This is a genomic window from Streptomyces bambusae (assembly GCF_020532645.1).
Classification (GTDB): Bacteria; Actinomycetota; Actinomycetes; order Streptomycetales; family Streptomycetaceae; genus Streptomyces; species Streptomyces bambusae.
Window position 1 is genome coordinate 35,941 of record NZ_JAJAUZ010000046.1, and the last position, 25,418, is coordinate 61,358.

Here is a 25,418-nt window from a genome sequence, read left to right on the forward strand (position 1 = left end):
ACCATGCCGTGCATGGAACGCAGAACCCCGCAGGACAAGAAGCGGCTGAGCTACCTCAAGGACCGCCGCAACGCGTACGGCGAGAACGACAAGGCCTCGCGCAGGAACATCCCGCGCTCCCGCCGGGCCCGCCGGCACGCGCTGCGCCGGGCCGAGCAGCCGGCCCTGCACCAGGTGACCGCGTTCGGCGGGTCGTGGGACGAGTCGGAGGTCCGTTTCGCCCGACCCGGCACGGGCCGCTGGCGCAAGTGGCCCGACGGGCGGCTCGCGGAGAGCGTGGTGCGCAGGCTGGAGCGGCGGGCGGAGCAGGGCGGGGCCGAGGGGGCACAGGCCGAGGAGCGGATCCGGCGGGTACGGCGGTCCGCGGGGCTCCGCTGACCGCCGGCGGCCGGGGTCAGGGCACGAGCAGGCGGAAGCGGCCGTCGACGCGGTTCCAGTTGCGGTCGTACGTCGTGACGTGGAAGGTGTCGGTCGCGTTGCCGCACAGCGGGGAGGGCAGCGTGTTCACGCGGGCGTGACCGGTGGCCCAGTACCGGTTGACGATCGGGATCGTGCCGCGGATGTCGAGGTTCGCCTCGCGGGTGGCCTTCACGCAGTACTCGCCGACGCCCTTGCGGACGACCCGCTCCACGTGCCGCTGGCGCACGATCCTGCCGTCCGCCCCGGAATCGACCGCGAGTTGCGCGTACGGCGCCTCGCCTCTGTTGAGACTGCTGCCTGCGTCGGCGGCGGCGAATCCCGCACCGGCCAGGGCGGCCAGGCCGACGACGGTCACCGCTGCGGCCGCTCTGGCGCCTCGGGTACGGAGGAATCGGGTCACGGGGATCTCCCAGGGGCATCGCTGTCGGTCGAACGACCGGGGCGCGGGGACGGGTGCCGCGCGCTGCGGGGCACGCCCGCGGAAGGCATCCGACGCGAGCCCCGGGCATCACGGGGTCACCACCGATGCTGCGGCGGGGGGTGGGAGCGCCGGATTCCGACATGCGGGAACTGCCCGTTCGGTGGCAGAAGATCACACAGTCGGATCAGTCGGATCAGTCGGATCAGTCGGATCAGTCGGATCAGTCGGATCAGTCGGATTGATGGGGCCGGGGGGTCGCCGTACGCCGCATTCCCAGGGCCAGCCGGCGTACCTCGGGCCAGTCCATCGGCACGCCCGCCCGGTTCCCCGGCCGGCGCCGGGGGAGCAGCACCCGCAAGGCCCGGGGCTCCACCCGGCAGTGCACCGGCGCGGGCAGGGTCAGCGACTCGCCGTCCACTCCGACCGGGACGAACGCCGCGTCCGACTCCACCACCACCTCCCGGCACCGCAGCGACGTCAGGCCGCGGGCGTTCCCCTTCCGCAGGATCCCGACCGCCTGCGCCGCGTTGTTCACCTGCACGCTCAGCACCCCGAGCAACCCGGAGTCCAGCCGGGTACGCCGCCCCAGCCCCGCCGCGTCACCGGGGACGTACGGGTTGTTGCTCACCAGCACCGCCTGCGGGTCCTCGACCGACGCGCCGTCCGCCCGCACCCGCAGCCGCGGGCCGGTGTGCCGCACCAGCAGGTCCGGCAGCATCGCCAGGATCGTCCGGATCTTGTCGTCGCGGTACGCCGGGCTCTGCACCACCTCCGCGTACGTCCCGAACGACGCGCTGTTCACGAAGACCCGGTCCCCGATCCTGCCCAGGTCCACCCGCACCTCCACCCCGTCGGTGAGCGCGTCCAGGCAGCTCCGCGGGTCCTTGCGGTCGAGCCCCAGGTCCATCGCGAAGTGGTTGCGGGTCCCCGCCGCGACGACCAGGAACGGCACGCCCCGTTCCGCCGCCACCCCGGCGGCCAGTGCCTGCGTACCGTCGCCGCCGGCCACGCCGATCAGGTCGGCGCCCCGGTCCACCGCCCGGCGGGCCAGCTCGGCGACGTCCTGCGGGTGGTCGGCGTCGAGGAGTGCCACCTCGGCACCCAGCGCCTCGGCCCGCTCCCGCAGCCCGAACGCGCCGACCTTCCCGCCACCGGACCGCGGATTCATGATCAGGAACGGCCGTCTCGGCGGCACCGCCCGCACCTCGGGCATCCGGTGCCGGCCCGACTCGGCCAGCGCCGCCCGCCCGGCCGCCACGGCCAGGGCCCACAGCACGCCGGCGCACAGCACCACCGACAGCAGCCCGGCCCGCGCGTACCAGACCACCACGGCCACCGGCACGGCCGCGCACACGCCCAGCGCCAGCCAGCGCACCGGTCCCCGGTGGGCCAGCACCAGCCATCCGGCGGCGGCCGTCACGCACACCCCCGCCACCCCCACGACCAGCAGCGCGAGACTGCGCAAACCGGCGAACGCCAGCATGACCAGGAGCGCAGCGCCGCCCGACACCAGCGCCAGGCGGGCCTTGGAGTGGCTGCTCACGGGACCTCCGCTCGACCGGTCCTGCCGTCCGGTGCGCCGGCCCTCGGCTCCGGTCCGGGGCCGGTACCGGCCATCGTCCGTCCCGTACCCGTCCGCATCCCGCACGACCCGCGGGCCCCGGGGGTGATGTGGCGGGCGGGCTACGCTGGTGGCAGGAGCGTTCCGGGAGGCTGACATGCCGGGCCACCACCGATACCACTTGGACCAGGACGGCCACTCCATCACCGTGCTGCACGACGCCCGCCGGCACCGCGCCGAGGTCTGGGTCGACGGGAAGACCGTCGCGGCGACCCCCACCGCGGCGCACGACGCGACCGTCCTGCACGCCGAGCTCCCCACCGACCCGCCCCGGCAGCTGACCGTCCGCATCGCCCACCCGGCCGCACCCGACGACGCCCCGCTGTGCGTGCTGGAGACCGGGACGGACCGGTACCTGATGCCCGCCGCCGCCCTGACGAACGAAGAACGCGCCGCGCCCGACCGCACGCCCCCCGCCCGCACACCCGGTGAACTCCTCGCCCGGTGGCGGGCACGACACCGCACGTGAGGGCCGTGCGCACATTCCGGCCAGGGCCTGACCCTAGCCGGGAAGCGTGCCTATGATGCCGCCCATCGGGGGAACGGGGGAGGACGCGGTGAATCCTGCAAACGGGCTCGACGTGGTGAAGCTGGCCGATGACGTGTCGTGGGTGTGCGGCGACCCGGACGGCGTGCGCGACGTACTCGACGACCCGGACAAGCCGCTCGTGACGCACGCCCTCACGGTCATCGAGGGCGGCGAACTCGCCGCGATCCGAGCTGTGTTGGACGACCTGTTCGCCGCATTGCGCAGAGCCGGCATCTCCTTCCAGCCGGTCCGCTCGCACTCGGTGTCCGGCGCAACCCGGCCCCGCCCTGCGGGCAGTGTCTTCCTGTGCCCCCAACGCCTGTGCAGCACCGCGCAGTTCCCCGGCCCGGGGGAAGGCGTGCCCGTCTGCGCCGCCACCGGAGCCGCCCTGCGTGAGAAGCGCTTCTGATGGTCGCCGGGTTCCTGACCGAACTCGGCAAGAAGTTCGCCGAGCGCTGGATCACGCTGCTCGTGCTCCCCGGACTGCTGTACACGGGCCTGCTCCTGGTCGCCCACACCGCCGGCTGGGCCCACGCACTGGACATCCGGTGGCTGGTGCGGGCGGCCGAGCGCTGGACCGACGGGCCGCGCCCCCGCACCGAGGGCTTCCTCGTGATCGCCGCGGTGGCCGCCGTGCTGGCCGGCGCCGCCGCCGGGCTGGCCGCCCAGACCCTGGGCGGCCTACTCGTACGGGCCTGGCTGGCCGAGGACTGGCAGGCCTGGCCCCGGCCCCTGCGCGACGCCGCCCACCGCCGTACGCAGTCCCGCCGCACGGCCTGGCGCACCGCTTCGGCGAGGTACGAGGCGGCCCGGCTCGCCTGGGGCCGGGCGGTGGCCCTCGCCGAGGCCGGCCACGCCCCGGCCGGACCCGGCCCGGCCGACGCCGTGACCGCCGCGCACCGCGCGATGCGGGACATCGCCCTGGAGGAACCCGCCCGCCCCACCTGGCAGGGCGACAGGATCGCCGCCGTTGGCACCACCCTGTACCGCCGCTACGAACTGGACCTCGCCACGATCTGGCCGGCCCTGTGGCTGACCCTCCCGGAAAACGGCCTGCGGGAGATCACCGGATCGCGCGACGCGTTCCAGCGCGCCGGCGTCCTGGCCGGCTGGGGCGTGCTCTGCCTGGTGCCGGGCGCGCTGTGGTGGCCGGGCCTGCCGATCGCCGCCGTCCTGTGGGTGACGGGAGTACGCCGCGCCCGCGAAGCCGTCGACACGTATGCCGCGTTCGTCACGGCCGCCGTCGAACTCCACGCCGCCGACCTGGCCCGCACCCTCGGTCTCGACGTCCCCGGCGAACTCGACAAACCCACCGGCCGAGACCTCACCACCCACCTCCGCAGCCACGACTGACCACCGGCCGGCCCCGACCGGAACATGGAGGAGAACGTGTCCGGACCTTCGCGCGACGAACTCCTGAGCGGCATCCGCCTGCGCCTGCACCACTACGAGCAGTGGAAGGTCCCCGAGGACATCCTCGACCCGGACCTCGCGGCCACCTGCCGGCGCCTGCTGGTCCTCCTCGGCTCACCGACCGCCGACGTGGAAGCCGTGGATGCGGTCGCGCACGTCCACTGGTACCGGGCCCTGCTCCAGCCGGACCCGCCCGCCTCCCCGGACGCCCGCCAGGCCGGAGTCCTGTTCGCCGCGCTGCTCCGGGTCGCACCCGAGCGCCTGCCCGACGAACTGCGGGCCGCAGCCGAGCGCGGGAGGCAAGTCGTCCTCACGCCGGACGAGGCGCTCGCCGGGGCCTACCAGGCCGTGGAAGCGGCCGTACGGGAGGCGGATGCCGAGCGGCTCGTCCCCTGGACCGAGGTCCTGGAACGGTCCGCAGCCGACCCGGACACGGACCCCGTCCACCGCTACTCGTTCGCAGCGGCCCTCTGCGTGATCCACCACACCCGGTACGACCTGACCGGGAACCCCGGCTCCCTGGACCGCGCGGTCTCCTGGGGCCGGTCGGCAGAGCACTCGGCACCCGACGCCGACCCGCGCCTCGCCGGCAACCGCCTCATGCTGGTCCATGCCCTGGTCAAGCGCCACGAGCGGACCGGGTCCGAGAGCGACCTGACGGAAGCCATCCACCACACACGTCTCTCCCTGGACGCAGTGGAAGCGGAAGAGCAGGACCCGCAAAAGCAGTTGAAGATGCTGGGCGATCTTCTGCTCCGTGCGCACCGGCTCCGCCCCGACGCGGCCGCCGTGGCGGAGGCGGTGGACATCCGGCGCCGGCTCCACCGCCGGTCCCCCACGGCCCAGACCCTCGGCGCCCTGCGCGACGCCCTGCTGCACTCACCGGCATCTGACAGCGAACTCGCCTCCGTCGTGCTGGAGTTGCTGGATCTCACCCCGCCGGGCGCTCCCGGCGAGCGCAACCGCCTCCTGGACGCAGCCCTCCTGTTCGCCCCCTCCGCCCGCCGCACCCCGCCTCCCGGCTTCCACCAGCGCCTGGAGGAACGGATCACTGCTGCCCTGCATGCCAGCCCCGTTGCGGGGCAGCGCGCCGAACTCCGCTTCATCCTGGCGCTGGTCCTCGTCCACCGCTTCGTGGAGACAGGCACCGAACGGCACTTGACCGAGGCCAGGGAGCTGGTACGCGACCTCCCCGAGCCGGTCACCGACGCCGGCCCGCTCCTCGCCGCCCTGGCCGGCCTGCGCGTGGTCCTGCACGCCTGGGCGCAGACCGACGGGGCCGGCGACGGGATGGCCGACTGCGCCGACGGTCTCCTGGCCCGCTTCGAGCTCACCGGCCGGCCGGAACACCTCGACGCCGCACTCGCCACCCTGGCCCGGCTGGAGCGCTGTGACCTGCGGGGCGAGACCCGCACGCGACACCTGCGTTCCCGGAGCCGCGCCCTGGAATCGCGGTACCGGCTCCGGAACGACCCGGCAGACCTCGCGGAGGCCATCGCCCTGGCCGAAACGTGCGTCGCGGAACTCCCCGGCCCGGATCACACGGAGGCCGCCGTGCTCCTGCAGCACCTTGCCCGCCTCCTCCTGCTCCGGCACGGACGCACCGACGACCCTTCCGATGCCACGCGGGCCGTCTCCTGCATGCGGGCCGCCCTGGCCCACGCCGCGCCCGGCGTCCGCCCGAAGGCGGTGGGCGGGCTGGCCCGCGCCCTGCTCGCAGCGGCACCGTCCGCGGGGGACGAGCACCTGGCGGAGGCGATCGGGCTCCTGGAAGAGGAGGTGGCCGATCGCCCGGCATCCGCCGCCACCGACCACGTCCACACACTCGCCCTAGCCCTTCTGCTGCGCCACGAGCGCACCGGCAGCGCCCAGGACGTCTTCCGCCTGGTGTCCCTCCTGGAACGCCACCGCGCCCGCTCCACCGCCGAGGGGCCCGACCTCCTCCTCCAGCACGCCCGCCTCCTCGCCACCCGCCTGCTGAACCGGATGGCGCCGGGCGAGGCAGATCCGACCCGATCCGAGACGTCCACGGCGGCGGCACCGCCCGCGCCCCTGCCCGAAGACGAATCCGGCGCCGCCGTCCAAGCCGCAGGCCTCCGCTGCCAGTTGCGCTACCAGGAGACGAAGGACCCCGCCGACCTCGAACGGGCCATCGCCCACAGCCGGTCCGCCGCCACGGACCCTTCGGGCCGGCGCGAAGCGCTGCTGTGCCTCGCGTGCCAACTGGTGCTCCTGTCCGAGGCCGAGCAGGTCGGGCCCGACCACCGGTCCGCGGCCGCCGAGGAGGCCGTGGCGGTCCTGAGGAGCCTGCGGCCGCAGCCGCCCGGCGACCACCCCGTCCCGGACGATCTGACGATCCACCTCGCCCACGCCCTCGCCGCGCACCACCGGGCCGCCGCGAGCACGGCATCGCGGGACGAGGCCGCCACGCTCTTCGCGGAACTCGCCCGCGACACCGCGTACACCCCGAACGAGCGCGTGCCCTGGGCGCGGCGCGCCGGCCTGCTGCTCGCCGCCGCCGGAGCGTGGCCGGCGGCCGCGGACCTCCTCGAACTCGCCGTCGACCTCCGCCTACGGGCGGTCGCCGCCCTCGCCGGCATCGACGACCGGCAGATCGAACTTGCCGAGGACGCCGCCGTGATCGGCGAAGCCGCCGCCTGCGCGCTCGAACTCCAGGACGTGGAAAGAGCCTTGGCCATCCTGGAACGGGGCCGGCATCCCCTGATGACAACCTCCGACGGCACCCCGGCCGACCTGTCGGCCGTCGCCGCCGACGGCCCGGTCGTGGTACTCACGGTGAGCAGGTTCCGCTGCGACGCCATCCTCCTCACCCGGACCGGGCCCAACGTCCTGCCCCTGCCGGACGTCGACGTCGGCACCCTGGCGGGCTGGGTGGCCGTCACCCACCTGACGCCGCCCGGCGACTCCATCGGTTCCGCCTCCCTCGGCACCCGGCAACAGCTCCAACGGGCGACGACGGACGCCCTCGCCGACCTGTGGGACAAGGTCACCCGCCCGGTCCTCGACGCCCTCGGCCTGGGCGAGCCCCCGGCCGACCGCCTGCCACCCCGGCTGTGGTGGATACCGACGTCCCGGTTCACCTGGCTCCCGCTGCACGCGGCAGGCCGCCACCCGGCGGGACCTTCCGTCCTCGACCGCTGCGTGTCCTCGTACGCGCCCAGCCTGCACGCCCTGCAACGGGCGCGTCGCCAGGACCCGGCCCGCCGGTCCCGTTCCGAGGGCCTCCTCGTCGTGGCCATGCCCGAAACCCCGGGCAGTCCCGCCCCGGACCTCCCCGAGGCCGGCCGGGAAGCCGAGCACCTGCGGCGCCGTTTCCCCCACGCCCGGCTCCTCGGCACCTGCACGGGCTCCCACGGCCCGGCGACACCCGCCACCGTCCTGGCCGGCCTGAACACGCACGACGTGGTCCACTTCGCCTGTCACACCCAGGACGACCGGCTCTTCCCGCTGCGCACCCGGCTGCTGGTCGAGCCGTCCCCGGCCGGCGGTGAACCCGTCGCGCTGACCGTGGCCGACATCGCAGCCCTGCGCCCTGACAGCGGCCGCCTGGCGTTCCTTTCGGCCTGCTCCACGGCCCGCCCGTCCCACACCGCCCTCACCGACGAAGGCCTCGACCTGGCCGCAGCCTTCCAGTACGCCGGCTTCCCCCACGTCATCGCCACCCTCTGGCGCGTCGGCGACACCCAGGCGGCGGACTTCACCGCCCACGCCTACGCCACCCTGGCCCCGCCCCCCGGCGCCCTCGCCCCGTCCCTGGCCCCCTACGCCGTCCACCGGGCCACCCACGCCTTGCGCGCCGCCCACCCCACGGCACCGCTCAGCTGGGCGGCGCACATCCACGTGGGCCCGTGATGAAGCAGCGCCGCAAGGGCAAAAGAAAAGGCAAGGAGAGCCGTCTCCTTGCCGCTCTCAACTTATAGCGCAGTGGGGGGCTTGCCGCAAGGGCCCGGGGGTGGCGGAGAATCCTCGGGCCAGGTGATGGAGCGAGGGCCGGTCGGCCCCGGAGGGATGTGCGGTGACTGAGCGGTACGTGGTGGATCTTCGTGAGGCCGGGACGGCGGGGGTTGCGGAAGTCGGGGGCAAGGGTGCGCAGTTGGGCGGGCTGGCCGGGATCGACGGGGTCCGGGTGCCGGGGGGTTTCTGTGTGACCACGGGGGCGTTCCGGCGGGTCGTGGCGCAGGCGCCGGAGGTCGGCGTGCGGCTCGGCGAGCTGGCGCGGGTTGCCGCTGACGACCGGGAGGGGATCCGTACGGCCAGTGCGCGGGTCCGGGAAGCCGTCGAAGGGATCGCCGTCCCCGGCGACCTCGCGGCGGAGATCACCGCCGCGGTCGCCCGGCACGGCGAGGACGTCGCCTACGCCGTCCGGTCCAGCGCGACCGCCGAGGACCTGCCCACGGCCTCGTTCGCCGGGCAGCAGGACACGTACCTCAACGTCATCGGGCCGGCGGAGGTGCTCCGGCACGTCAGCCGCTGCTGGGCCTCACTGTTCACCGAGCGGGCGGTGACCTACCGCCGCCGCAACGGCATCGACGACCGGGCGGTCCACATGGCCGTGGTCGTGCAGGAGATGGTGTTCCCGCACGCGTCGGGCATCCTGTTCACCGCCGACCCCGTCACCGGAAACCGCCGGACCGCCACCGTGGACGCCGGCTTCGGTCTCGGCGAGGCCCTGGTCTCCGGGCTGGTGAACCCCGACGTGTTCGCCGTCCGGGACGGCGAGGTCGTCGCCCGGACGATCGCCGCCAAGCAGCGGGCCGTGGAGGCACTGCCGGAGGGCGGCACGCGCGAGGTCGCGATCGCCGAGGGGCGGCAGGAGCAGCCGGCACTGACGGACGAACAGGCCGTACAGCTGGTGCAGTTGGGGCGGACCGTCGAGGCGCACTTCGGGCGCCCGCAGGACATCGAATGGTGCCTGTCCGACGACGGCTTCCGGATCGTCCAGAGCCGGCCGATCACGACGCTCTTCCCGGTCCCCGAGGCCCCCGACCGGGAGAACCGCGTCTACGTCTCCGTCGGGCACGGCCAGATGATGACCGACGCCATGAAGCCGCTCGGCTGTTCGATGTGGCAGCAGACGGCCATGGTGCCGATGCAGGAGGCCGGCGGGCGGCTGTTCGTGGACGTCACTCCGCGGCTGGCCTCGCCCGTGACCCGCGAGGGCATGCTCGACGCGCTGGGGAAGGGCGATCCGCTGATCAGGGACGCGCTGGAGACCGTCCTCGACCGCGGGGACTTCCTGCAGCTGCTCCCCGAGGCCGGTCCCGCGGCCACGGCCGGTCCCGCCGCTCCGCAGCCCGGGGCCGCGGCACCCGCGCCCGCCCCCCTGGCGACCGACCCCGCGATCGTCACCGGGCTGATCGAGCGCAGCCGTGCCTCCGTCGCCGCCCTGGAACGGGACATCCGTACGAAGTCCGGACCCGCACTGTTCGACTTCCTGCGGGAGGCCTTCGCGGAGCACAAGCGGGTCCTCGGCGATCCGCTCAGCATGCAGGCGATCATGGCCGGGATGGACGCCACCTGGTGGCTCAACGAGCAACTCCTCGCGTGGCTCGGCGAGAAGAACGCGGCCGACACGCTCACCCTGTCCGCCCCCGACAACATCACCTCGGAGATGGGCCTGGCGCTGCTCGACGTCGCGGACGTGATCCGCCGCCACCCGGACGTGGTCGCGTTCCTGGAAGGTGCCGGGGACGACGACTTCCTCGACGCGCTGCCGAAGTTCCCCGGCGGCACCGAGGCGCGCGACGCCATCGAGGCCTACCTCGACCGGTACGGCATCCGCTGCGTCGGCGAGATCGACATCACCAGGCCCCGCTGGCGCGAGCGCCCCGGCACCCTCGTGCCGGTCATCCTCGACAACGTACGGAACTTCGAACCGGGCGCTGCAGCACGGCGGTTCGAGCAGGGGCGGCAGAAGGCCGAGCAGAAGGAGCGGGACGTCCTGGCGCGGCTGCGCGCCCTGCCGGACGGGGAGCGGAAGGCCGACGAGACCAAGCGGATGATCGACCGGGTCCGCACCTTCATCGGGTACCGCGAGTACCCCAAGTACGGCATCATCGCCCGCTACTTCGCCTACCGGCAGGCCCTGCTGGCGGAGGCCGAACGCCTGGTGCAGGCCGGCGTGCTGCGCGAGCGGGAGGACGCCTTCTACCTCACGTTCGACGAGCTGGACGAGGCCGTGCGCGAGCAGCGGGTGGACGACGGGCTGATCGAGGGGCGCAAGGAGGCGTTCCGGTCGTACGAGTCGCTCACCCCGCCGCGCGTCCTCACCTCGGACGGCGAGGTGCTCAACGGGGCGTACCGGCGCGACGACGTGCCGGCCGGCGCCCTGGTCGGCCTGCCGGTCTCCGCGGGGACCGTCGAAGGGCGGGCGCGCGTCATCCTCGACATGGCGGACGCCGACCTGGAGGACGGCGACATCCTGGTCACCGCCTTCACCGACCCCAGCTGGTCGCCGTTGTTCGTCGGCATCGCGGGCCTGGTGACCGAGGTCGGCGGCCTGATGACGCACGGCGCGGTGATCGCCCGCGAGTACGGCCTCCCGGCGGTCGTCGGCGTGGACGGCGCCACCCGCCGGATCCGCGACGGACAGCGGATCCGGATCCACGGGACCGACGGGTACGTCGAACTGCTGTCCTGACGGCGGCGGGTGGTGGGCCGCGGGCGGCGGGAGCGGGGGCGGTGCGGTTTCCGCGACCGCTCCCGCCGTCCGGGCGGCGGCGATACCGTGGGAGGACACGCCCGTCCTGCCCCCGGAGCCCTCGATGAGCGCACAGCCGGCCCCCGCCGCCACCGCCCGGCACCAGCTGGACCCCGCCGCCGCCGACGGCCTGCGTGCGTTCGCGGCCAAGACCCGGGCCGACGCGGACCGCTTCGCCGCCGTCCTGGAGGACATCGCCGCCAACGGCCTCCCGCCCGCCGAGGACTGCACCCCCTGGGAGGTCCTCCGCGAATCCCACCTGACCCGCCTCGTCGCCGACCGCCCCACCCCCGCCTGAGTCCGTCCCCTCCCGCCGGGCGGAGCGGAGATCCGCGGACCGCGCCGGCGCCGGCGGAGCCGACCGGCATCGGAGTGGCCCGTGGCCGCCTCACGGGCGTGGCTCGCGCGGCGTCCGGGACCGCTGCCTAGGGTCTGCGGGGAGCAGACCGGCACGACGGGTGGCCGGCGCCGCGCGGAAGAGGCGGGTGGATCGTGGAACGCCGGACGAGCGGACCGTCACGACGGCGCGAGCCGCGCCTGAAGCACCGCCGCTTCGGGGCCTTCGCTGCGCTGCTGCTCCTCTGCGCGGTCACCGCGCCCGCCGTGGACGCCGCCGAGCGGGACGACGTACGCCCGCCGGCGCGCGCGTCCGTGCTCTACGTGTCCGACTACGGCAACAACCGCGTCGTGACCCTGCCGCTGGGCCGCGGCTCCCAGGGCCTGCTGCCCGCAGACGGCCTGGTGCGCCCGACCGGACTGGCATGGGACCGGGCGGGGCGGCTCTACGTCGCCGACACCGGCAACAACCGCGTGGTACGGCTGCGCCCGGACGGGAGCGGGCAGAGCACGGTCGCGACCGACGGGCTGTCGCGCCCCCTCGGCCTCGCCGTGGACGCCGCCGGGAACCTCTACGTCGCCGACAGCTTCAACGACCGCGTCGTGAAGGTCGCCGCCGACGGGAGCGGGCAGACCACCGTCCCGACCGCCGGGCTGCTGCACCCCTGGGGCCTGGCCCTGGCGCCCGGCGGGGACCTCTACGTGTCCGACTTCGTCAACGACCGCGTCGTCAGGGTGCCGGCCGACGGCGGCGGGCAGACCACCGTCCCCCTCACCGGTCTCTCCCAGCCGACCGGGCTGGCCCTGAGCGCCGCCGGCGACCTCTACGTGTCCGACAGCGGCAACGACCGCGTCGTGCGGATCGCCGCCCGGACCGGCCGCCAGAGCACCGTCCCCTTCACGGGCCTGAGCAGTCCCCTCGGCCTCGCCCTCGACCAGTACGGCACGCTCTTCGTCGCCGACGCCTTCAACAACCGGGTCCTGCGCCTCCCGCCGGGCGCACCCCAGTCCACCGTGGACTCCACCGGCCTCAACACCCCCACCGGCCTCACCCTCCCGCCCCGCACCGCCCGGGTCGCGTAGCCCCGTCGGTGTCGGCCCGGTGCCCGAGTGGGCCGGGCCGGGCGCCAACTGCGCGGGCGGGGCTGCGAGGATGGGCACGGTGAAGACTTCCGAAGACACCTCCGAGAACACCCCGCCCCCGCCCCCGGCACCGGACGCCGCCGAGAAGCCCGGATGGGACGTGGTCCTCGGCCTGTTCGGAGCAGCGTGCGCCGTGCTCCGCTATGGGAGTGCCTGGTCGTGGTGGGCCCTGCTGTGGGTGCCGCTGATGGCCGTCGGCGTCGGCGCCACCGTGTACGAGTGGCGGCTGCTGGCCCGTGGCCGCCGGCGGATGGGCGGGCCCGTTGCCTGGCTGCTCCTGGTCCTCGCGCACGCCGGGCTCGCCGTGGCCGTCATACGCCTCTGGCAGGCGGAGGCGTGACACCCGCCGGCCGGGTCAGGCGGGCGTGCCCGTCAACCGCTTCGGAGGGCGGCCGCCGGCCGGTTCCCTCACGGAGCCGGCCGTCCGGTGGGCGCGTTCGATGGCCTGGCCCCAGTACGTGCCGGCGACCATCAGGGCGGCGCCCAGGGCGGCCGCGAGGGTGAGGTGTTCGCCGGCCAGGCCGATGCCGATGGCCGCCGCCCAGACCGGCTCGGTGCCCAGGAGGAGGCTGGCGCGTCCGGGGGAGGTGCGCTGGATGGCCCAGGTCTGGGCGAGGAACGCGAACACGCTGCAGAACAGGGCCAGATAGACCAGTTGGCCCCATGTGCCGGCCGACGCGTGGGCCAGCGTCGGCAGGCCGCCGGCGGCGGGCACCGCGCACAGCACCGCCCCGACGGCCATCTGCACCGACGTCAGCTGCAGCGCCCGCAGCGAACGGCCCGCGGTGAGCCGTCCCACGAGCACCACGTGCCCGGCCCGGACCACGGCCGCCGCCAGGATCAGCGCATCGCCCGTTCCCGGCGCCCGCAGCCCGTGGCCGGCGGTCAGCAGGGCGACCGCCGCGACGCACATCCCCGCGGCGAGGTAGAAGCGCGGCGGTACCCCGCCCCGGCCGCCCGTCCGGTCCAGCAGCGGAGTGATCACCAGGGTCAGGCTGATCAGCAGCCCCGCGTTCGCCGCGCTGGTCCGTGCCACGCCGTACGTCTCCAGCACCAGCACCGCGGCCTGGGTCACGCCCAGCACCGACCCGACCCGCACCTCCTCCCGCGTCCACCGCTCGCGCCCCCGCCGGGCCGCCGCCAGCACCGGCGGGACCATCGCCAGCGCGGAGATCAGGTAGCGGGCGAAGAGCACCACCAGTACGGGAAGAGCGTCGGTGGCGGACTTCGCCGTGAGGTAGCTGGAACCCCAGACGAGGGCGACGAGCAGCAGCACCAGATCGGTGCGACGAGTATCGGGCATGCGGTCCACCGTGCCGGACCAGCACATTGAAGCCAAGAACCAACTTCTCAAAGGATCTTTTAGCAGCGCTACAACATACGCCTATACTGCGCCGATGGACGAGAGGCAGCTGAGGGTCCTGCGGGAGCTGGGCGAACTGGGCAGCGTCACGGCGGCCGCCGAGGCGCTGCGGGTCACCCCCTCGGCGATCTCCCAGCAGCTGCGCCTGCTGCAGCGCGCCATCCCCGTGCCGCTGACCGAGCGCGACGGCCGGCGGCTGGTGCTCACCCCGGCGGGGCGGGCGCTCGCCGGGGCCGCGGTCGAGGTCGAGACCGCACTGGCCCGGGCCCGCCGCAGCATCGACGAGTTCCTCGGCGAGAGCGGCGGCCCGGTCTCGGTGGCCGCCTTCCACAGCGCCGCCGCGACCTTCGGCCCCCGCCTGCTGACCGCGCTCACCGGACCCGGCGCACCCCGCCTCGCACTCGCCGACGAGGACGTCGCCCAGGCCGACTTCCCGCGCCTGACCCGCTCGTACGACATCGTCCTCGCGCACCGGCTCGACCACGCGCCGCCCTGGCCTCCGTCCGTGACGGTGACGCCCCTACTGTACGAGCCCCTGGACGTCGCCCTGCCCGCCGGGCACCCCCTGGCCGCCACGGCGGAACTGACGGCAGCCGACGTCGCCGACGAGCCGTGGATCACCACCCACGACGGGTTCCCGCTGATGGCGACCATCGAGGCGATCGCCGCCACGGCCGGCCGGCGCCTGCGACTGGCGCACCGCATCAACGAGTTCACGGTCGCCGCCGAACTCGTCGCCGCCGGCGGCGGGATCGCACTGATGCCCCGCTGGACCGCCCGCCGCCACCCCCACGTGGTGCTGCGGCCCCTGACCGGCGTGCACGCGCGGCGCCACATCGACGCGCTCCACCGGCCCGAACGCACCGCCCGCACGGCCGTGCAGACCGTCCTCACCCGCCTCCAGAGCGCCGCCGCGGAGATCAGGAGCCCGTAGTGAGCCACTAGTGCCCGCCCCGCCCCAACGGGCAAGGCGGGCACCGGAGTCCGCACCTCAGGCGGTACAGCGGATCATGGTCAGCGGACGGTTCGCCGCATAGTCCGCCCAGTACTCCGCGCCGAACTCCTGCACACCGGCGTCCGACACGTCCAGCCGGACCCATTCGACCGCCGAGAACCCGGCCGCCGTCAGCGTCTTCTCGTACGTCTCCCTCGACGGCACGGTGGCCTCGAAGGAAACCGGCGGATCCAGCAGGGCGGTGAGCCGGATCCCCCGGCCTATCTCGTTGTCCTTGCCGGTCGACTCGCACAGGAACCCGTACTTGGACAGCGACGGGCCGGTGAAGTCGAAGTCCGGGCTCTGCACGAAGAGGCAGAACGAGCCGCCCGGCTTGAGGCTGCGCCGGATGTTGTGCATCATCCGCTCGATCTCGGCCACGTCGTTCGCGTAGTTGAACGCCTGGACCGCCACCGCGACGTCGAACGGCTCGTCGAAGGTGCGCAGCGTGGCGGTGTCGGCGACCTCGTAGTCGATGCCGAGCGGCTCCGCCTGCTCCAGGGCGGCGGCCGCGTCGACCATCGCGCCGGAGATGTCGAAACCGAGCACGCGGGACGCGCCGCGGCGCTTCAACTCGCGGCTGTAGAAGCCGGTTCCGCATGCGATGTCCAGCACTGACCTGCCCGTGACGTCGCCGACCAGGGCGAGGAAGCCCGGCACCTCGGCGTAGCGGATGACGGGCAGGGTCTTGAAGCCTTCGAAAGCTTCACCGATGCCGTCGTACAACTGACCACTCATCGTGGTGTTTCCCCTCGATTCGTGGCGTCGGCTCCCGGAATGAGCCGCGGCCCCTGCCTCGAAGTCTCATCCGGTGGCGAGCGGACTTCGTACTGGCGGAAGATCCGAAAAGCGGCACCCCTCGATGTACGGAGATCCCCACGAACGGCCGCCCCGGTTCGCCGGGGCGGCCGGCCGGCATCAGCGCCAGATCGTCTGGACGGAGTCGAACTGGACCCAGGTGATCGGGTTTCCGGAGTTGCCGCCGTAAACGGTCAGCGATCCGGCGGTGTTCATCTCGACCCGGCAGGCGTTGATGCTCTGGCTGTTGTTGCGCGGGGCGGTGGCGCGGACCAGACCGGTGGGGCGCAGGCCGGGCGGCAGGGTGGCGATCTTCGTGTCGGCGGCCAGGCTGCAGGTCACCGAGCCGCGGGCCTGGAGGAACACCGTGTCGGCGATGGTGATCAGCCTGACCTGCGGGGTCGCCCCCGGCTGCGCGGTGACGCCGGGCTCCAGCACCAGGTCGGCCCAGGGCTGGGCCTCGATTCCGCCGGCGGCGACGGCGGGGGCGGCGGCCACCACCTGGGCGGCGGTCAGCGTGGCGGGCAGCGCGAGCACCGCACCCAGGATGCGGCGGCGGTCGGTGGACATGGGTCTCGGTCTCCTTGACGGCGTACGGAACGGAAGAAGAAGGCAAGCGGAAGGGAAGCGGAGCAGCCGGAGCGGTATCCGCTCAGCGCCACACCACGCTGAAGTTGTCCAGCTGGGCCCACGTGACCGGATTCGTCGTGCGCCCGCCGTAAAGCCACAGCTCCCGGGCGGAGTTGGCCTCGGCGCGCGCGGTGCACACCCCGGCACTGTTGTTGCGCGGCACGCTGCCCTGGGCCGCCATGCTCGGCGCGAGCGCGTCGGGCAGCGTGCCGAGCCGGACGTCGGAGTCGAAGGTCCCCTTCACCCCGCCGCTGAGCTGGAGCACCGTAGTGCCCGCGATGCTGACGAGCCGGCCCTGCGGGGCGCGGACGTCGGCGGCCACCCCGCTCGCGAGCGGGATCGGCTGCCAGTCGGCCAGCACCTTCACCCCGTCGACCTCCGGTGCCCCGGACAGCGACAGGACGGTGCAGGTCCGCGGGCCCGGCTCCTCGCCGGCGAACCCGAAGTGGACGTGCGGCACCCCGCTGCGCACCGACACGGCCATCCCCTCGGGCTCGCGCAGCTCCAGTCCCGGCGCCGCCGAGACGAACTGCTGGTCGAGGACGGCGCCGGTGGCCCAGTCGACGGCCGTCAGCCAGGTGTTCCCGGGCGGTGCGACCGTCGCCGAGTACGCCTGGCCGGCCAGCATGTAGAGGACGCCGCCGAGCGAGGCGTACCCCTGGAAGACGCCGTGCGCGTCGGGCTGGGTGATCCGGGCCAGCGGCACCCAGTCGCCGGCCCGGGCCCGGTCCAGGTCGTACGACTCGAACGTCATGCTGCCGCTCTTGAAGCGGACGATCACCCGGTTCGTGGTGGGGTCGATCGTGCAGGTCACGTTGGTCGCCCCGGCCACCGGCCGGTACGGCGCGGCCAGCAGCGCCGAACCCCGGTCGACGACGGTGCCGTTGCGGAACTCGAAGTGGGTGACGGCCGTGCCGTAGCCCTCCTTCTCCTCCTCCGGAACACCGGATCCCATCGGCAGGGAGTCCGTCTCCGTCCACAGCCGGGACACCCCGTCGTGGTGTTCCACGCCCATCGACACGCCGTGCCCGAAGCCCCGCAGGTACATGTGCCCGGTGATCGCACCCGCCGCACTGAGCCGGGTCACGCACAGGTCGCCCGCGTACCGCCGCTGCGCGCCGGTCGGGGCGGTGGACTCGCCCGCCAGCCGGAGGCCGCCCTCCACGACCTGGAGGACGAATACCTCACCGGTCACGGGGTCGATGCCGAAGGACTGCATCACCGTGGTGTTCTGCAGCGGCCGCCGGTGGAGGAGTTTGCCCACCGGTCCGGCGATGTCGATCTGCCCGTCGACGGCGACGGCCATCCGTGCCCCCTCGTACCCGTTCCGTTCGCCGCCCCGCCGGCATCCGCCGGCCGTACCGGCCCTGACCGGGGCCAGTGTGGCAGCCGCTTCCGGAAGCTCTCCCTCCGGGGTCGTCGTCCACGGGGAACCGCTGCCACCCGGAGTGGGGATGGCGCGCCGGCCCACGGCGATGGCTTCATGGGGGAGCGGTGCCGCCGCGCGCGCCGCCACGTCCCGTACGCACGCGCACCGAGGTGATCTCAGATGGTCGAGGACCGGTACGGCAACCCGATGCACGAGTGCAGCCGGGAGACGGCTGCCCACCTGGACCGCGCCGTCGAGGCGCTGCTCCACTTCGACCCCGCGATGGAACGGGCCGTAGGCGACGCCCTGCTCAGCGGCCCGGCCTCGCCGCTCGCCCAGTCCTTCGCCGCCTACCTGGGCGTCCTGGGCACCGAGCCCGGCGAGGCCGCCGCGGCCAGGCAACGGTTCGAGCGGTACACCGCCGGCGTGGACGCCGCCTCCCTGCCCGCACGCGAGCGCATCCACCTCGCGGCCGCCGGCGCCTGGCTGGCAGGGGACCTGAAGGGAGCCGCCGACCTGCTGGAGGAGCTGTCCCTGACGCATCCGAGGGATGCCCTCGCCCTCGCCGTCGGCCACCAGCTGGACTTCTTCACCGGTGACGCCGTACGCCTGCGCGACCGCATCGGCGGCGCCCTCTCCGCCTGGGACACCGCCGACCCGCACCGCAGCCTGCTGCTCGGCATGTACGCCTTCGGGCTGGAGGAGTCGGGGCACTACCGCCAGTCCGAGGAAGCCGGGCTCGCCGCGGTCGAGCAGAACCCGCGCGACGTCTGGGCCATCCACGCCGTGGTCCACACGTACGAGATGCAGGGACGGGTGGCCGAAGGCATCCGCTACCTCGACGCCCGGCGGCCCTCCTGGGCCCAGGACAACTACCTCGACGTGCACACCTGGTGGCACTACGCCCTGTACGCCCTGGAAGCCGACGACACCGACACCGCGCTCGCCGTCTACGACGCCTCCCTGCACCACGGGGGATCGGCCGGGCTCGCGATGGAACTCCTCGACGCAGCCGCCCTGTTGTGGCGGATCCGGCTCGCCGGAGCGCAGCCGACGGCCCGCTGGGAGGCGCTGGCCGACGCATGGGCCGCGCGCGCGGATCCGCCGTACTACGCGTTCAACGACGTGCACGCCGTCATGTCCTACGCCGGAGCCGGCCGGTTCCGCGAGGCGGAGCGGCTGATCGCCGACCGGCGGCGGTGGCTGTCCGAGCACGGGCCAGCGTCCGGTTCCGAGCCCGGTTCCGAGCCCGGTTCCGGGTCCGGTGCGGTCACCAACCGGGGGATGACCGCCGACATCGGGCTGCCCGCCTGCGAGGCGCTGCTCGCGCACGCCCGTGGCGACCATCCCGCCGTGGTGGCGCTGCTGTGGCCGCTGCGCCGCAGGTTCCACGAGTTCGGCGGCAGCCACGCCCAGCGCGACGCCCTCCAGCGGACGCTGCTGGACTCCGCGCTCGGCTGCCGGCGCCACGACCTGGCGCGGGTCCTGCTCAGCGAGCGGGCCGGGCTCCGCCCCGACAGCTCGTACAACTGGACGGCGCGCGCCCGCCTCGCCGACGCGCTGGGCGACACCGCCGTCGCCGGTACGGCCCGCGAGCACGCCCGGACCGCCGCCGCGGCGGCGGCCGCCGCCCTGCGGCCGGGGGTGACCGGTCCCGGAGCGTAGCCGTGCGGTTCCGCGGCGGATCGGCACGGCTGGAACCGGAAATCCGGGGTACACGCGGTCTGCAGCACGCCGGCGGATCAGCCGTTCCGCCGGCCCGTCGACAGGACCGAGGGCGCAATGATTCTCATCGGACTCATCCTCCTGCTGATCGGATTCCTGACCGGAATCTCCATCCTCTGGACCATCGGAATCGTCCTGCTGGTGGTGGGGGCGGTGCTCTGGATCCTGGGCGCAGTCGGACATGGCGTGGGCGGCCGCAGTCACTACTGGTAGTCGCTGGTGGCTTTTCCGGCCACGCGCACGTCTTTCGCGGAGTGGAGCGGCCCGTCGGCACTATGCTGGCGGGCTGTTCTCCGTCGTATCGGAACAAACCGGGCGTACCCGGTCTCCGTCGGCGGACCGGATCCGTCCGGGAACGAGACGCGAGGGGCGATGGCAGCCACACCTGAGCGCACAGACCCGACCCTGCTCGACGAGCCGGCCAAGGCCGCCCGCTTCTCCGCGGGCCCGGCCGCCCCGCCGCGCACCCTGCTGGACATCCTGGACGCCTCCGTACGCGCGCACCCCGACGAACCGGCCCTCGACGACGGCGCCCGGCGGCTGACCTACCGTGCGCTGGCCGCCGAGGTCGAACGCCGGCGGCGGGCGCTGGCGGCCGCCGGGGTACGGGCCGGCGACCGGGTCGGCGTCCGCGTGCCCTCGGGCACCAACGAGCTGTACGCCTCGATCCTGGCGGTCCTCGCCGCGGGCGCGGCCTACGTACCCGTCGACGCGGAGGACCCGGACGAACGGGCCGACCTGGTCTTCGGCGAGGCGCAGGTACGGGCGGTCCTGGGCGCGGAGCGGCGGATCGAGGTCCGCGACGGCGCGGCCGGAGCCACCCCGGCCACCGCAGCCGCAGCCGCAGCCGCAGCCCCACCCGCAGCCGCACCCGCGGCAGCGACCGAAGCGACCGAAGCGACCGAAGCCGGGCCACGGGCGACGCAGTCGGACGGGCGGCCCGCCACCCGCCCCACCCCGCACCACGACGCGTGGATCATCTTCACCTCCGGTTCCACCGGCACCCCCAAGGGCGTCGCCGTCACCCACCGCAGTGCGGCCGCGTTCGTCGACGCCGAGGCCGCCCTCTTCCTCGCCGACGACCCGATCGGCCCCGGCGACCGGGTGATGGCCGGGCTGTCCGTTGCCTTCGACGCCTCCTGCGAGGAGATGTGGCTGGCCTGGCGGCACGGCGCCTGCCTGGTGCCCGTACCCCGCTCCCTCGTGCGCAGCGGCGCCGACCTCGGGCCGTGGCTGGTGGAGCAGGAGATCACGGTGGTGTCCACCGTGCCGACGCTCGCCGCGCTCTGGGAACAGGAGGCCCTGGACGACGTCCGGCTGCTGATCTTCGGCGGCGAGGCCTGCCCGCCCGAGCTGGCCGGCCGCCTGGTCACCGAGGGCCGCGAGGTCTGGAACACGTACGGCCCCACCGAGGCCACCGTCGTCGCCTGCGCCGCGCTGATGACCGGCACGGACCCGGTCCGCATCGGGCTGCCGCTGAACGGATGGGAGCTGGCCGTCGTCGACGAGTCCGGCGAACCCGTGCCGATGGGCGGCAGCGGCGAGCTGGTCATCGGCGGCGCCGGCCTGGCCCGCTACCTCGACCCGGCGAAGGACGCCGAGAAGTACGCCCCGCTGGACTCCCTCGGCTGGGCGCGCGCCTACCGCAGCGGCGACCTGGTCCGCGCCGAACCCGAAGGGCTGGTGTTCCTCGGCCGCGGAGACGAGCAGATCAAGCTGGGCGGCCGCCGCATCGAACTGGGCGAGGTCGACGCCGCCCTCCAGGCCCTGCCCGGCGTCGCCGGCGCAGCCGCCGCCGTCCGCACCGCCCGCAGCGGCAACCAGCTGCTCGTCGGCTACCTCGTCACCCAGGACGGCTGGGACCGGTCCGCGGCCGTGCAGCGCCTGCGCACCGAGCTGCCGGCCGCCCTCGTGCCGCTGCTCGCCGAGGTCCCCGCCCTGCCGACCCGCACCTCCGGCAAGGTCGACCGCGACGCCCTGCCCTGGCCCCTGCCCGAGCTGGAGTCCACCGGCCCCGCCGAGCAGCTGTACGGCACCGAGGCCTGGCTCGCCGAGCAGTGGCGGGAGACCCTCGGCGTGAGCGTCACCGGCGCCGGCGACGACTTCTTCGCCATCGGCGGCAGCAGCCTCGCCGCCGCCCGCCTCACCACCCGGCTGCGCACCCGCTACCCGAGCGCGGCCGTGCTCGACATCTACCAGCAGCCGACCCTGCGCAAGCTGGCCCGCCACCTGGAGAAGTCCGTCCACGGCGACGAAGCGGCCCGCACCGTCGCACCCGTGCCGGTGCGCGCCCAGGCCGTACAGGTGCTGCTGCTCCTGCCGCTGTTCACCCTGGTCGGCCTGCGCTGGACCACCGCCGTGCTCGCCCTCGGCACCGTGCTGCACCACCTCGGCCGCTACCCGTGGGCGCCGGCCGCCCCCTGGTGGGCGGTCGCCGCCGGGCTGCTGCTCTTCTTCACCCCGCCCGGCCGCCTCGCGCTCGCCGCCGGCGGCGCCCGGCTGCTGCTGCGCGGCGTGACACCCGGCCGCCACCCGCGCGGCGGCTCGGTCCACCTGCGGCTGTGGACCGCCGAGCGGCTGGCCGAATGCGCCGGCGCGACCGTGCTCACCGGCGCCTGGCTGGAGCGCTACGCCCGCGCCCTGGGCGCCAAGGTCGGCCGCGACGTCGACCTGCACGCCCTGCCGCCGGTCACCGGCCTGCTGAAACTGGGGCGCGGCTGCGCCGTGGAATCCGAGGTCGACCTCGCCGGCTACTGGCTCGACGGGGACCGGCTGGAGATCGGCACCGTCAAGGTCGGCGCCGGCGCGGTGGTCGGCACCCGCAGCATGCTGTTCCCCGGAGCACGGGTCGGCAAGCGCGCCGAGGTCGCACCCGGGTCCGCCGTCGCCGGGCAGATCCCCACCGGGCAGCGGTGGGCCGGGGCACCCGCCGCCAAGACCGGCAAGGCCAAGCACGACTGGCCCCGCGAACGCCCGCCGCGGCCCCGCCGCTGGAGCGCCATGTACGGGGCGACCGGCCTGTGCCTGACCGCGCTGCCCGCCCTCGCCGCCGTGCCCGCCCTCGTGGTGACCGGCCTGTTCGTACCGCCCGGCGCCGGGCTCGGCACCGCCCTGCGCGGAGCACTGCTCTCCCTTGTGCCCGCTGCTCTCGCCTTCGGGACGGCGTACGCGCTGCTGGTGCTCGCGGCCGTACGGCTGCTCGGCATCGGCCTGCGCACCGGCAGCCACCCCACCCACAGCCGCACCGGCTGGCAGGCCTGGACCGTCACCCAGCTGATGGACCTGGCCCGCGGCACCCTCTTCCCGCTGTACGCCGGCCTGGTCACCCCCGTCTGGCTGCGGCTGCTCGGCATGCGCATCGGACGCGGCGCCGAGGTGTCCACCGTCCTCGCCCTGCCGAGCCTCACCACCGTCGGCGACGGCGCCTTCCTCGCCGACGACACCCTCACCGCCCCCTACGAGCTGGGCGGCGGCTGGATGCGCATCGGCCGCTCCGAAATCGGCCGCCGCGCCTTCCTCGGCAACTCCGGCATGACCGCACCGGGCCGCAGCGTGCCCGACGACGGACTCGTCGGCGTCCTGTCCGCCACCCCGAAGAAGGCCAAGAAGGGCAGCTCCTACCTGGGCCTGCCGCCGGTCCGGCTGCCCCGCGCCGCAGCCGCCGCCGACCACGGCCGGACGTACGACCCGCCCGCCCGGCTGCTGTGGGCGCGCGGCCTGGTCGAGCTGTGCCGGCTGGTCCCGGTGTTCTGCTCGGTGGCCCTCGCCCTCCTCACCGCAGCCGCCCTCTGCGCCCTGACCGCCTCCGACACCACGGGCGGCGGCCTCCCCGGCATCCCCGCCCTCGGCCCGGCCGCCGGCGCCCTCCTGTCCGGCCCGGTGCTGCTCGCCGCCGGCACGGCCGCCTGCCTCATCGCCGTGGCCGCCAAATGGCTCCTCGTGGGCCGGCACCGGACCGGCGAGCACCCGCTGTGGAGCGGGTTCGTCTGGCGCAACGAGCTCGCCGACACCTTCGTCGAGATGCTGGCCGTGCCCTGGCTGGTCGGCGCCGTCCCCGGCACCCCGCTGATGTCGCTGTGGCTGCGCGCGCAGGGCGCCCGGATCGGCCGCGGCGTCTGGTGCGAGAGCCACTGGCTGCCCGAACCCGACCTGGTCGCCCTCGGCGAGGGCGCGAGCGTGAACCGCGGCTGTGTCGTACAGACCCACCTCTTCCACGACCGGATCTTGCGGACGGATACTGTGGACCTCGGTGCGGGCGCCACCCTCGGACCGGGCGGAATCGTGCTGCCCGGCAGTGCGATCGGGGCCCGCAGCACCCTGGGCCCCGCCTCCCTCGTGATGGCCGGGGAATCCGTCCCGGCCGACACCCGCTGGCTGGGCAATCCGATCGAGGCATGGCGGCTTTGACGGACGGCACGAGCACGGCACGGGGAAGGGCGGTGGCGATGGGCGGCCACACCAGGACGGGCGGCCAGAACCCGCCCGACGGCCGGACCGGTCCGGCGGCGGACCCGTACTTCCCGGACAACGGCGACCCCCGCTACCGCGTCAACCGGTACGAACTCGCCCTGGAATACCGCCCCGGCCCCAACCGGCTCGCGGGCACCGCCCGGCTCAGCGCCATAGCGGGCCGGGCCCCGCTCACCGAGTTCTTCCTCAACCTCGCCGAGTTCAAGGTCGGCCGGGTCCTCGTCGACGGCCGCGCCCCCCACTACACCCACCGCGGCGGCCGGCTCCGGCTCCGCCCCGCCAAGCCGCTGCCCGCCGGGGCCGCGTTCACCGTCGAGGTCCACTGGTCCGGCAACCCCAGACCGGTCCGCAGCCCCTGGGGCGGTCTCGGCTGGGAGGAACTCACCGACGGCGCGCTCGTCGCCAGCCAGCCGGTCGGCGCGCCCTCCTGGTACCCGTGCAACGACCGGCCCGCCGACAAGGCCTCGTACCAGATCTCGGTCAACACGCCGTCCCCGTACACCGTGGTCGGCGGCGGCCGGCTGCTGACCCGGACCACCCGGGCCAGCACCACCACCTGGGTGTACGAGCAGCCCGCCCCCACCTCCAGCTACCTCGTCGGCCTGTCCATCGGCCTGTACCAGACCGTGCTGCTCGGCGACCCCGGCCTGGACGGCGTGCGGCAGAGCGCGTACGTGCCCACGCACCTGCTGCCGCAGTTCTCGCGGGACTTCGCCCGGCAGCCCGCGATGATGCGGCTGTTCGAGGAACTGTTCGGGCCCTACCCGTTCGGCGAGTACGCGGTGGTCGTCGCGGACGAGGAACTCGACGTGCCGGTCGAGGCCCAGGGCCTGTCCCAGTTCGGCACCAACCACGTCGACGGCGTCCGCGGCTCCGAGCGGCTGATCGCCCACGAGCTGGCCCACCAGTGGTTCGGGAACAGCGTCACCATCGCCGACTGGCGGCACATCTGGCTCAACGAGGGCTTCGCCAAGTACGCCGAATGGCTCTGGTCGGAACGTTCCGGCGGCCGCCCCGCCCACGAGCACGCCGCCACCGCCCACCGCCTGCTGGCCGCCCTCCCGCAGGACCTGCGCCTCGCGGACCCCGGCCGCAAGCTCATGTTCGACGACCGCCTCTACGAGCGCGGCGGCCTGACCGTGCACGCCCTGCGCTGTGCCCTCGGCGACGACGCGTTCTTCCCGATGCTGCGGGACTGGGCGGTCGCCAACCGGCACGGCGTGGTCACGACGGCCGCCTTCGCCGCCCACGCGGCCCGCTACGCCGCCACCCCCGTCGACGGCCTCCTCACGGCCTGGCTCCACCGGCCGGCCCTGCCCCCGCTGCCGGTCCCCGCCTGACCGGTGGCGGTCCCCGCCTCACCGGTGGCGGTCCTGCCGGCAGAGGCGGAGGTGCAGGAATGCAGTCCGAAATGCCCGGTTCCCTTCGATTCGGGTGCCGGATCGGGCCCGGAGCACCCCGGCGG

At 74.5% G+C, this 25,418-nt stretch carries 20 protein-coding genes; 14 read left to right on the plus strand and 6 right to left on the minus strand.

Features of this window, described 5'->3' with window-relative positions; all coding sequences use genetic code 11:
* Window positions 1-12: 12 nt before the first annotated feature.
* Window positions 13-378, plus strand: coding sequence for a hypothetical protein (locus LG634_RS26935; protein ID WP_226737214.1), 366 nt, complete (start codon window positions 13-15; stop codon window positions 376-378).
* A gap of 16 nt (window positions 379-394) precedes the next feature.
* On the opposite strand, the gene LG634_RS26940 is transcribed toward LG634_RS26935, so the two are convergent.
* Window positions 395-820: a hypothetical protein gene (locus LG634_RS26940; RefSeq protein ID WP_226737216.1), complete on the minus strand. Its 426-nt coding sequence runs from the start codon at window positions 818-820 to the stop codon at window positions 395-397.
* Between the two features lie 250 nt (window positions 821-1,070).
* Window positions 1,071-2,384: a diacylglycerol/lipid kinase family protein gene (locus LG634_RS26945; RefSeq protein ID WP_308072679.1), complete on the minus strand. Its 1,314-nt coding sequence runs from the start codon at window positions 2,382-2,384 to the stop codon at window positions 1,071-1,073.
* Between the two features lie 175 nt (window positions 2,385-2,559).
* On the opposite strand from LG634_RS26945, the gene LG634_RS26950 reads away from it, so the two are divergent.
* From LG634_RS26950 to LG634_RS26985, 8 genes are all read left to right on the plus strand, one after another.
* Window positions 2,560-2,931 (plus strand): hypothetical protein, encoded by a 372-nt coding sequence (locus LG634_RS26950; protein WP_226737218.1) that lies wholly within the window; start codon window positions 2,560-2,562, stop codon window positions 2,929-2,931.
* Window positions 2,932-3,019: 88 nt separating this feature from the next.
* A complete protein-coding gene (locus LG634_RS26955; protein WP_226737220.1) occupies window positions 3,020-3,400 on the plus strand; it encodes a hypothetical protein in 381 nt (126 codons plus the stop codon).
* A complete protein-coding gene (locus LG634_RS26960) occupies window positions 3,400-4,344 on the plus strand; it encodes a hypothetical protein (protein WP_226737222.1) in 945 nt (314 codons plus the stop codon). Before LG634_RS26955 ends, LG634_RS26960 begins: the two co-directional genes overlap by 1 nt.
* Before the next feature lie 36 nt (window positions 4,345-4,380).
* Window positions 4,381-8,277, plus strand: a complete 3,897-nt coding sequence (locus LG634_RS38325) for a CHAT domain-containing protein (RefSeq protein WP_226737224.1) — start codon at window positions 4,381-4,383, stop codon at window positions 8,275-8,277.
* A gap of 163 nt (window positions 8,278-8,440) precedes the next feature.
* Window positions 8,441-11,065, plus strand: coding sequence for a rifamycin-inactivating phosphotransferase (gene rph, locus LG634_RS26970; protein ID WP_226737226.1), 2,625 nt, complete (start codon window positions 8,441-8,443; stop codon window positions 11,063-11,065).
* 124 nt (window positions 11,066-11,189) lie between these two features.
* A complete protein-coding gene (locus LG634_RS26975; RefSeq protein WP_226737228.1) occupies window positions 11,190-11,423 on the plus strand; it encodes a hypothetical protein in 234 nt (77 codons plus the stop codon).
* Between the two features lie 194 nt (window positions 11,424-11,617).
* Window positions 11,618-12,544 carry a virginiamycin B lyase family protein gene (locus tag LG634_RS26980; protein ID WP_226737230.1) on the plus strand — a complete coding sequence of 309 codons (927 nt, stop codon included), beginning with the start codon at window positions 11,618-11,620 and terminating at the stop codon, window positions 12,542-12,544.
* Between the two features lie 79 nt (window positions 12,545-12,623).
* A complete protein-coding gene (locus tag LG634_RS26985) occupies window positions 12,624-12,944 on the plus strand; it encodes a hypothetical protein (RefSeq protein ID WP_226737231.1) in 321 nt (106 codons plus the stop codon).
* 15 nt (window positions 12,945-12,959) lie between these two features.
* Here LG634_RS26985 and LG634_RS26990 read toward each other — a convergent pair whose 3' ends face one another.
* On the minus strand, window positions 12,960-13,907 hold the full coding sequence (locus tag LG634_RS26990) for a DMT family transporter (RefSeq protein WP_226737233.1): 948 nt from the start codon (window positions 13,905-13,907) through the stop codon (window positions 12,960-12,962).
* Window positions 13,908-14,001: 94 nt separating this feature from the next.
* Here LG634_RS26990 and LG634_RS26995 point away from each other — a divergent pair, with 94 nt between their 5' ends.
* Complete coding sequence (locus LG634_RS26995) at window positions 14,002-14,901, plus strand: LysR family transcriptional regulator (RefSeq protein WP_226737235.1); 900 nt, start codon at window positions 14,002-14,004, stop codon at window positions 14,899-14,901.
* A 57-nt stretch (window positions 14,902-14,958) separates the two neighbouring features.
* Here LG634_RS26995 and LG634_RS27000 read toward each other — a convergent pair whose 3' ends face one another.
* The 3 genes from LG634_RS27000 to LG634_RS27010 all read right to left on the minus strand — a co-directional run bounded on the left by LG634_RS27000 (window position 14,959) and on the right by LG634_RS27010 (window position 17,695).
* Window positions 14,959-15,699, minus strand: a complete 741-nt coding sequence (locus LG634_RS27000; RefSeq protein WP_226737237.1) for a class I SAM-dependent methyltransferase — start codon at window positions 15,697-15,699, stop codon at window positions 14,959-14,961.
* 180 nt (window positions 15,700-15,879) lie between these two features.
* On the minus strand, window positions 15,880-16,329 hold the full coding sequence (locus LG634_RS27005; RefSeq protein WP_226737238.1) for a hypothetical protein: 450 nt from the start codon (window positions 16,327-16,329) through the stop codon (window positions 15,880-15,882).
* Window positions 16,330-16,411: 82 nt separating this feature from the next.
* Window positions 16,412-17,695: a phage baseplate protein gene (locus LG634_RS27010; RefSeq protein ID WP_226737240.1), complete on the minus strand. Its 1,284-nt coding sequence runs from the start codon at window positions 17,693-17,695 to the stop codon at window positions 16,412-16,414.
* A 243-nt stretch (window positions 17,696-17,938) separates the two neighbouring features.
* Here LG634_RS27010 and LG634_RS27015 point away from each other — a divergent pair, with 243 nt between their 5' ends.
* The 4 genes from LG634_RS27015 (at window position 17,939) to LG634_RS27030 (ending at window position 25,293) form a co-directional block, all read left to right on the plus strand.
* Window positions 17,939-19,423, plus strand: coding sequence for a tetratricopeptide repeat protein (locus LG634_RS27015; RefSeq protein WP_226737241.1), 1,485 nt, complete (start codon window positions 17,939-17,941; stop codon window positions 19,421-19,423).
* Between the two features lie 117 nt (window positions 19,424-19,540).
* Window positions 19,541-19,696 (plus strand): DUF6131 family protein, encoded by a 156-nt coding sequence (locus LG634_RS27020; protein ID WP_226737244.1) that lies wholly within the window; start codon window positions 19,541-19,543, stop codon window positions 19,694-19,696.
* Between the two features lie 159 nt (window positions 19,697-19,855).
* Complete coding sequence (locus LG634_RS27025) at window positions 19,856-23,890, plus strand: Pls/PosA family non-ribosomal peptide synthetase (protein WP_226737246.1); 4,035 nt, start codon at window positions 19,856-19,858, stop codon at window positions 23,888-23,890.
* Window positions 23,891-23,928: 38 nt separating this feature from the next.
* The gene (locus tag LG634_RS27030; protein WP_226737258.1) at window positions 23,929-25,293 is read left to right on the plus strand and encodes a M1 family metallopeptidase; all 1,365 of its coding nucleotides are present in this window, start codon (window positions 23,929-23,931) and stop codon (window positions 25,291-25,293) included.
* The last annotated feature ends 125 nt before the right edge of the window (window positions 25,294-25,418 follow it).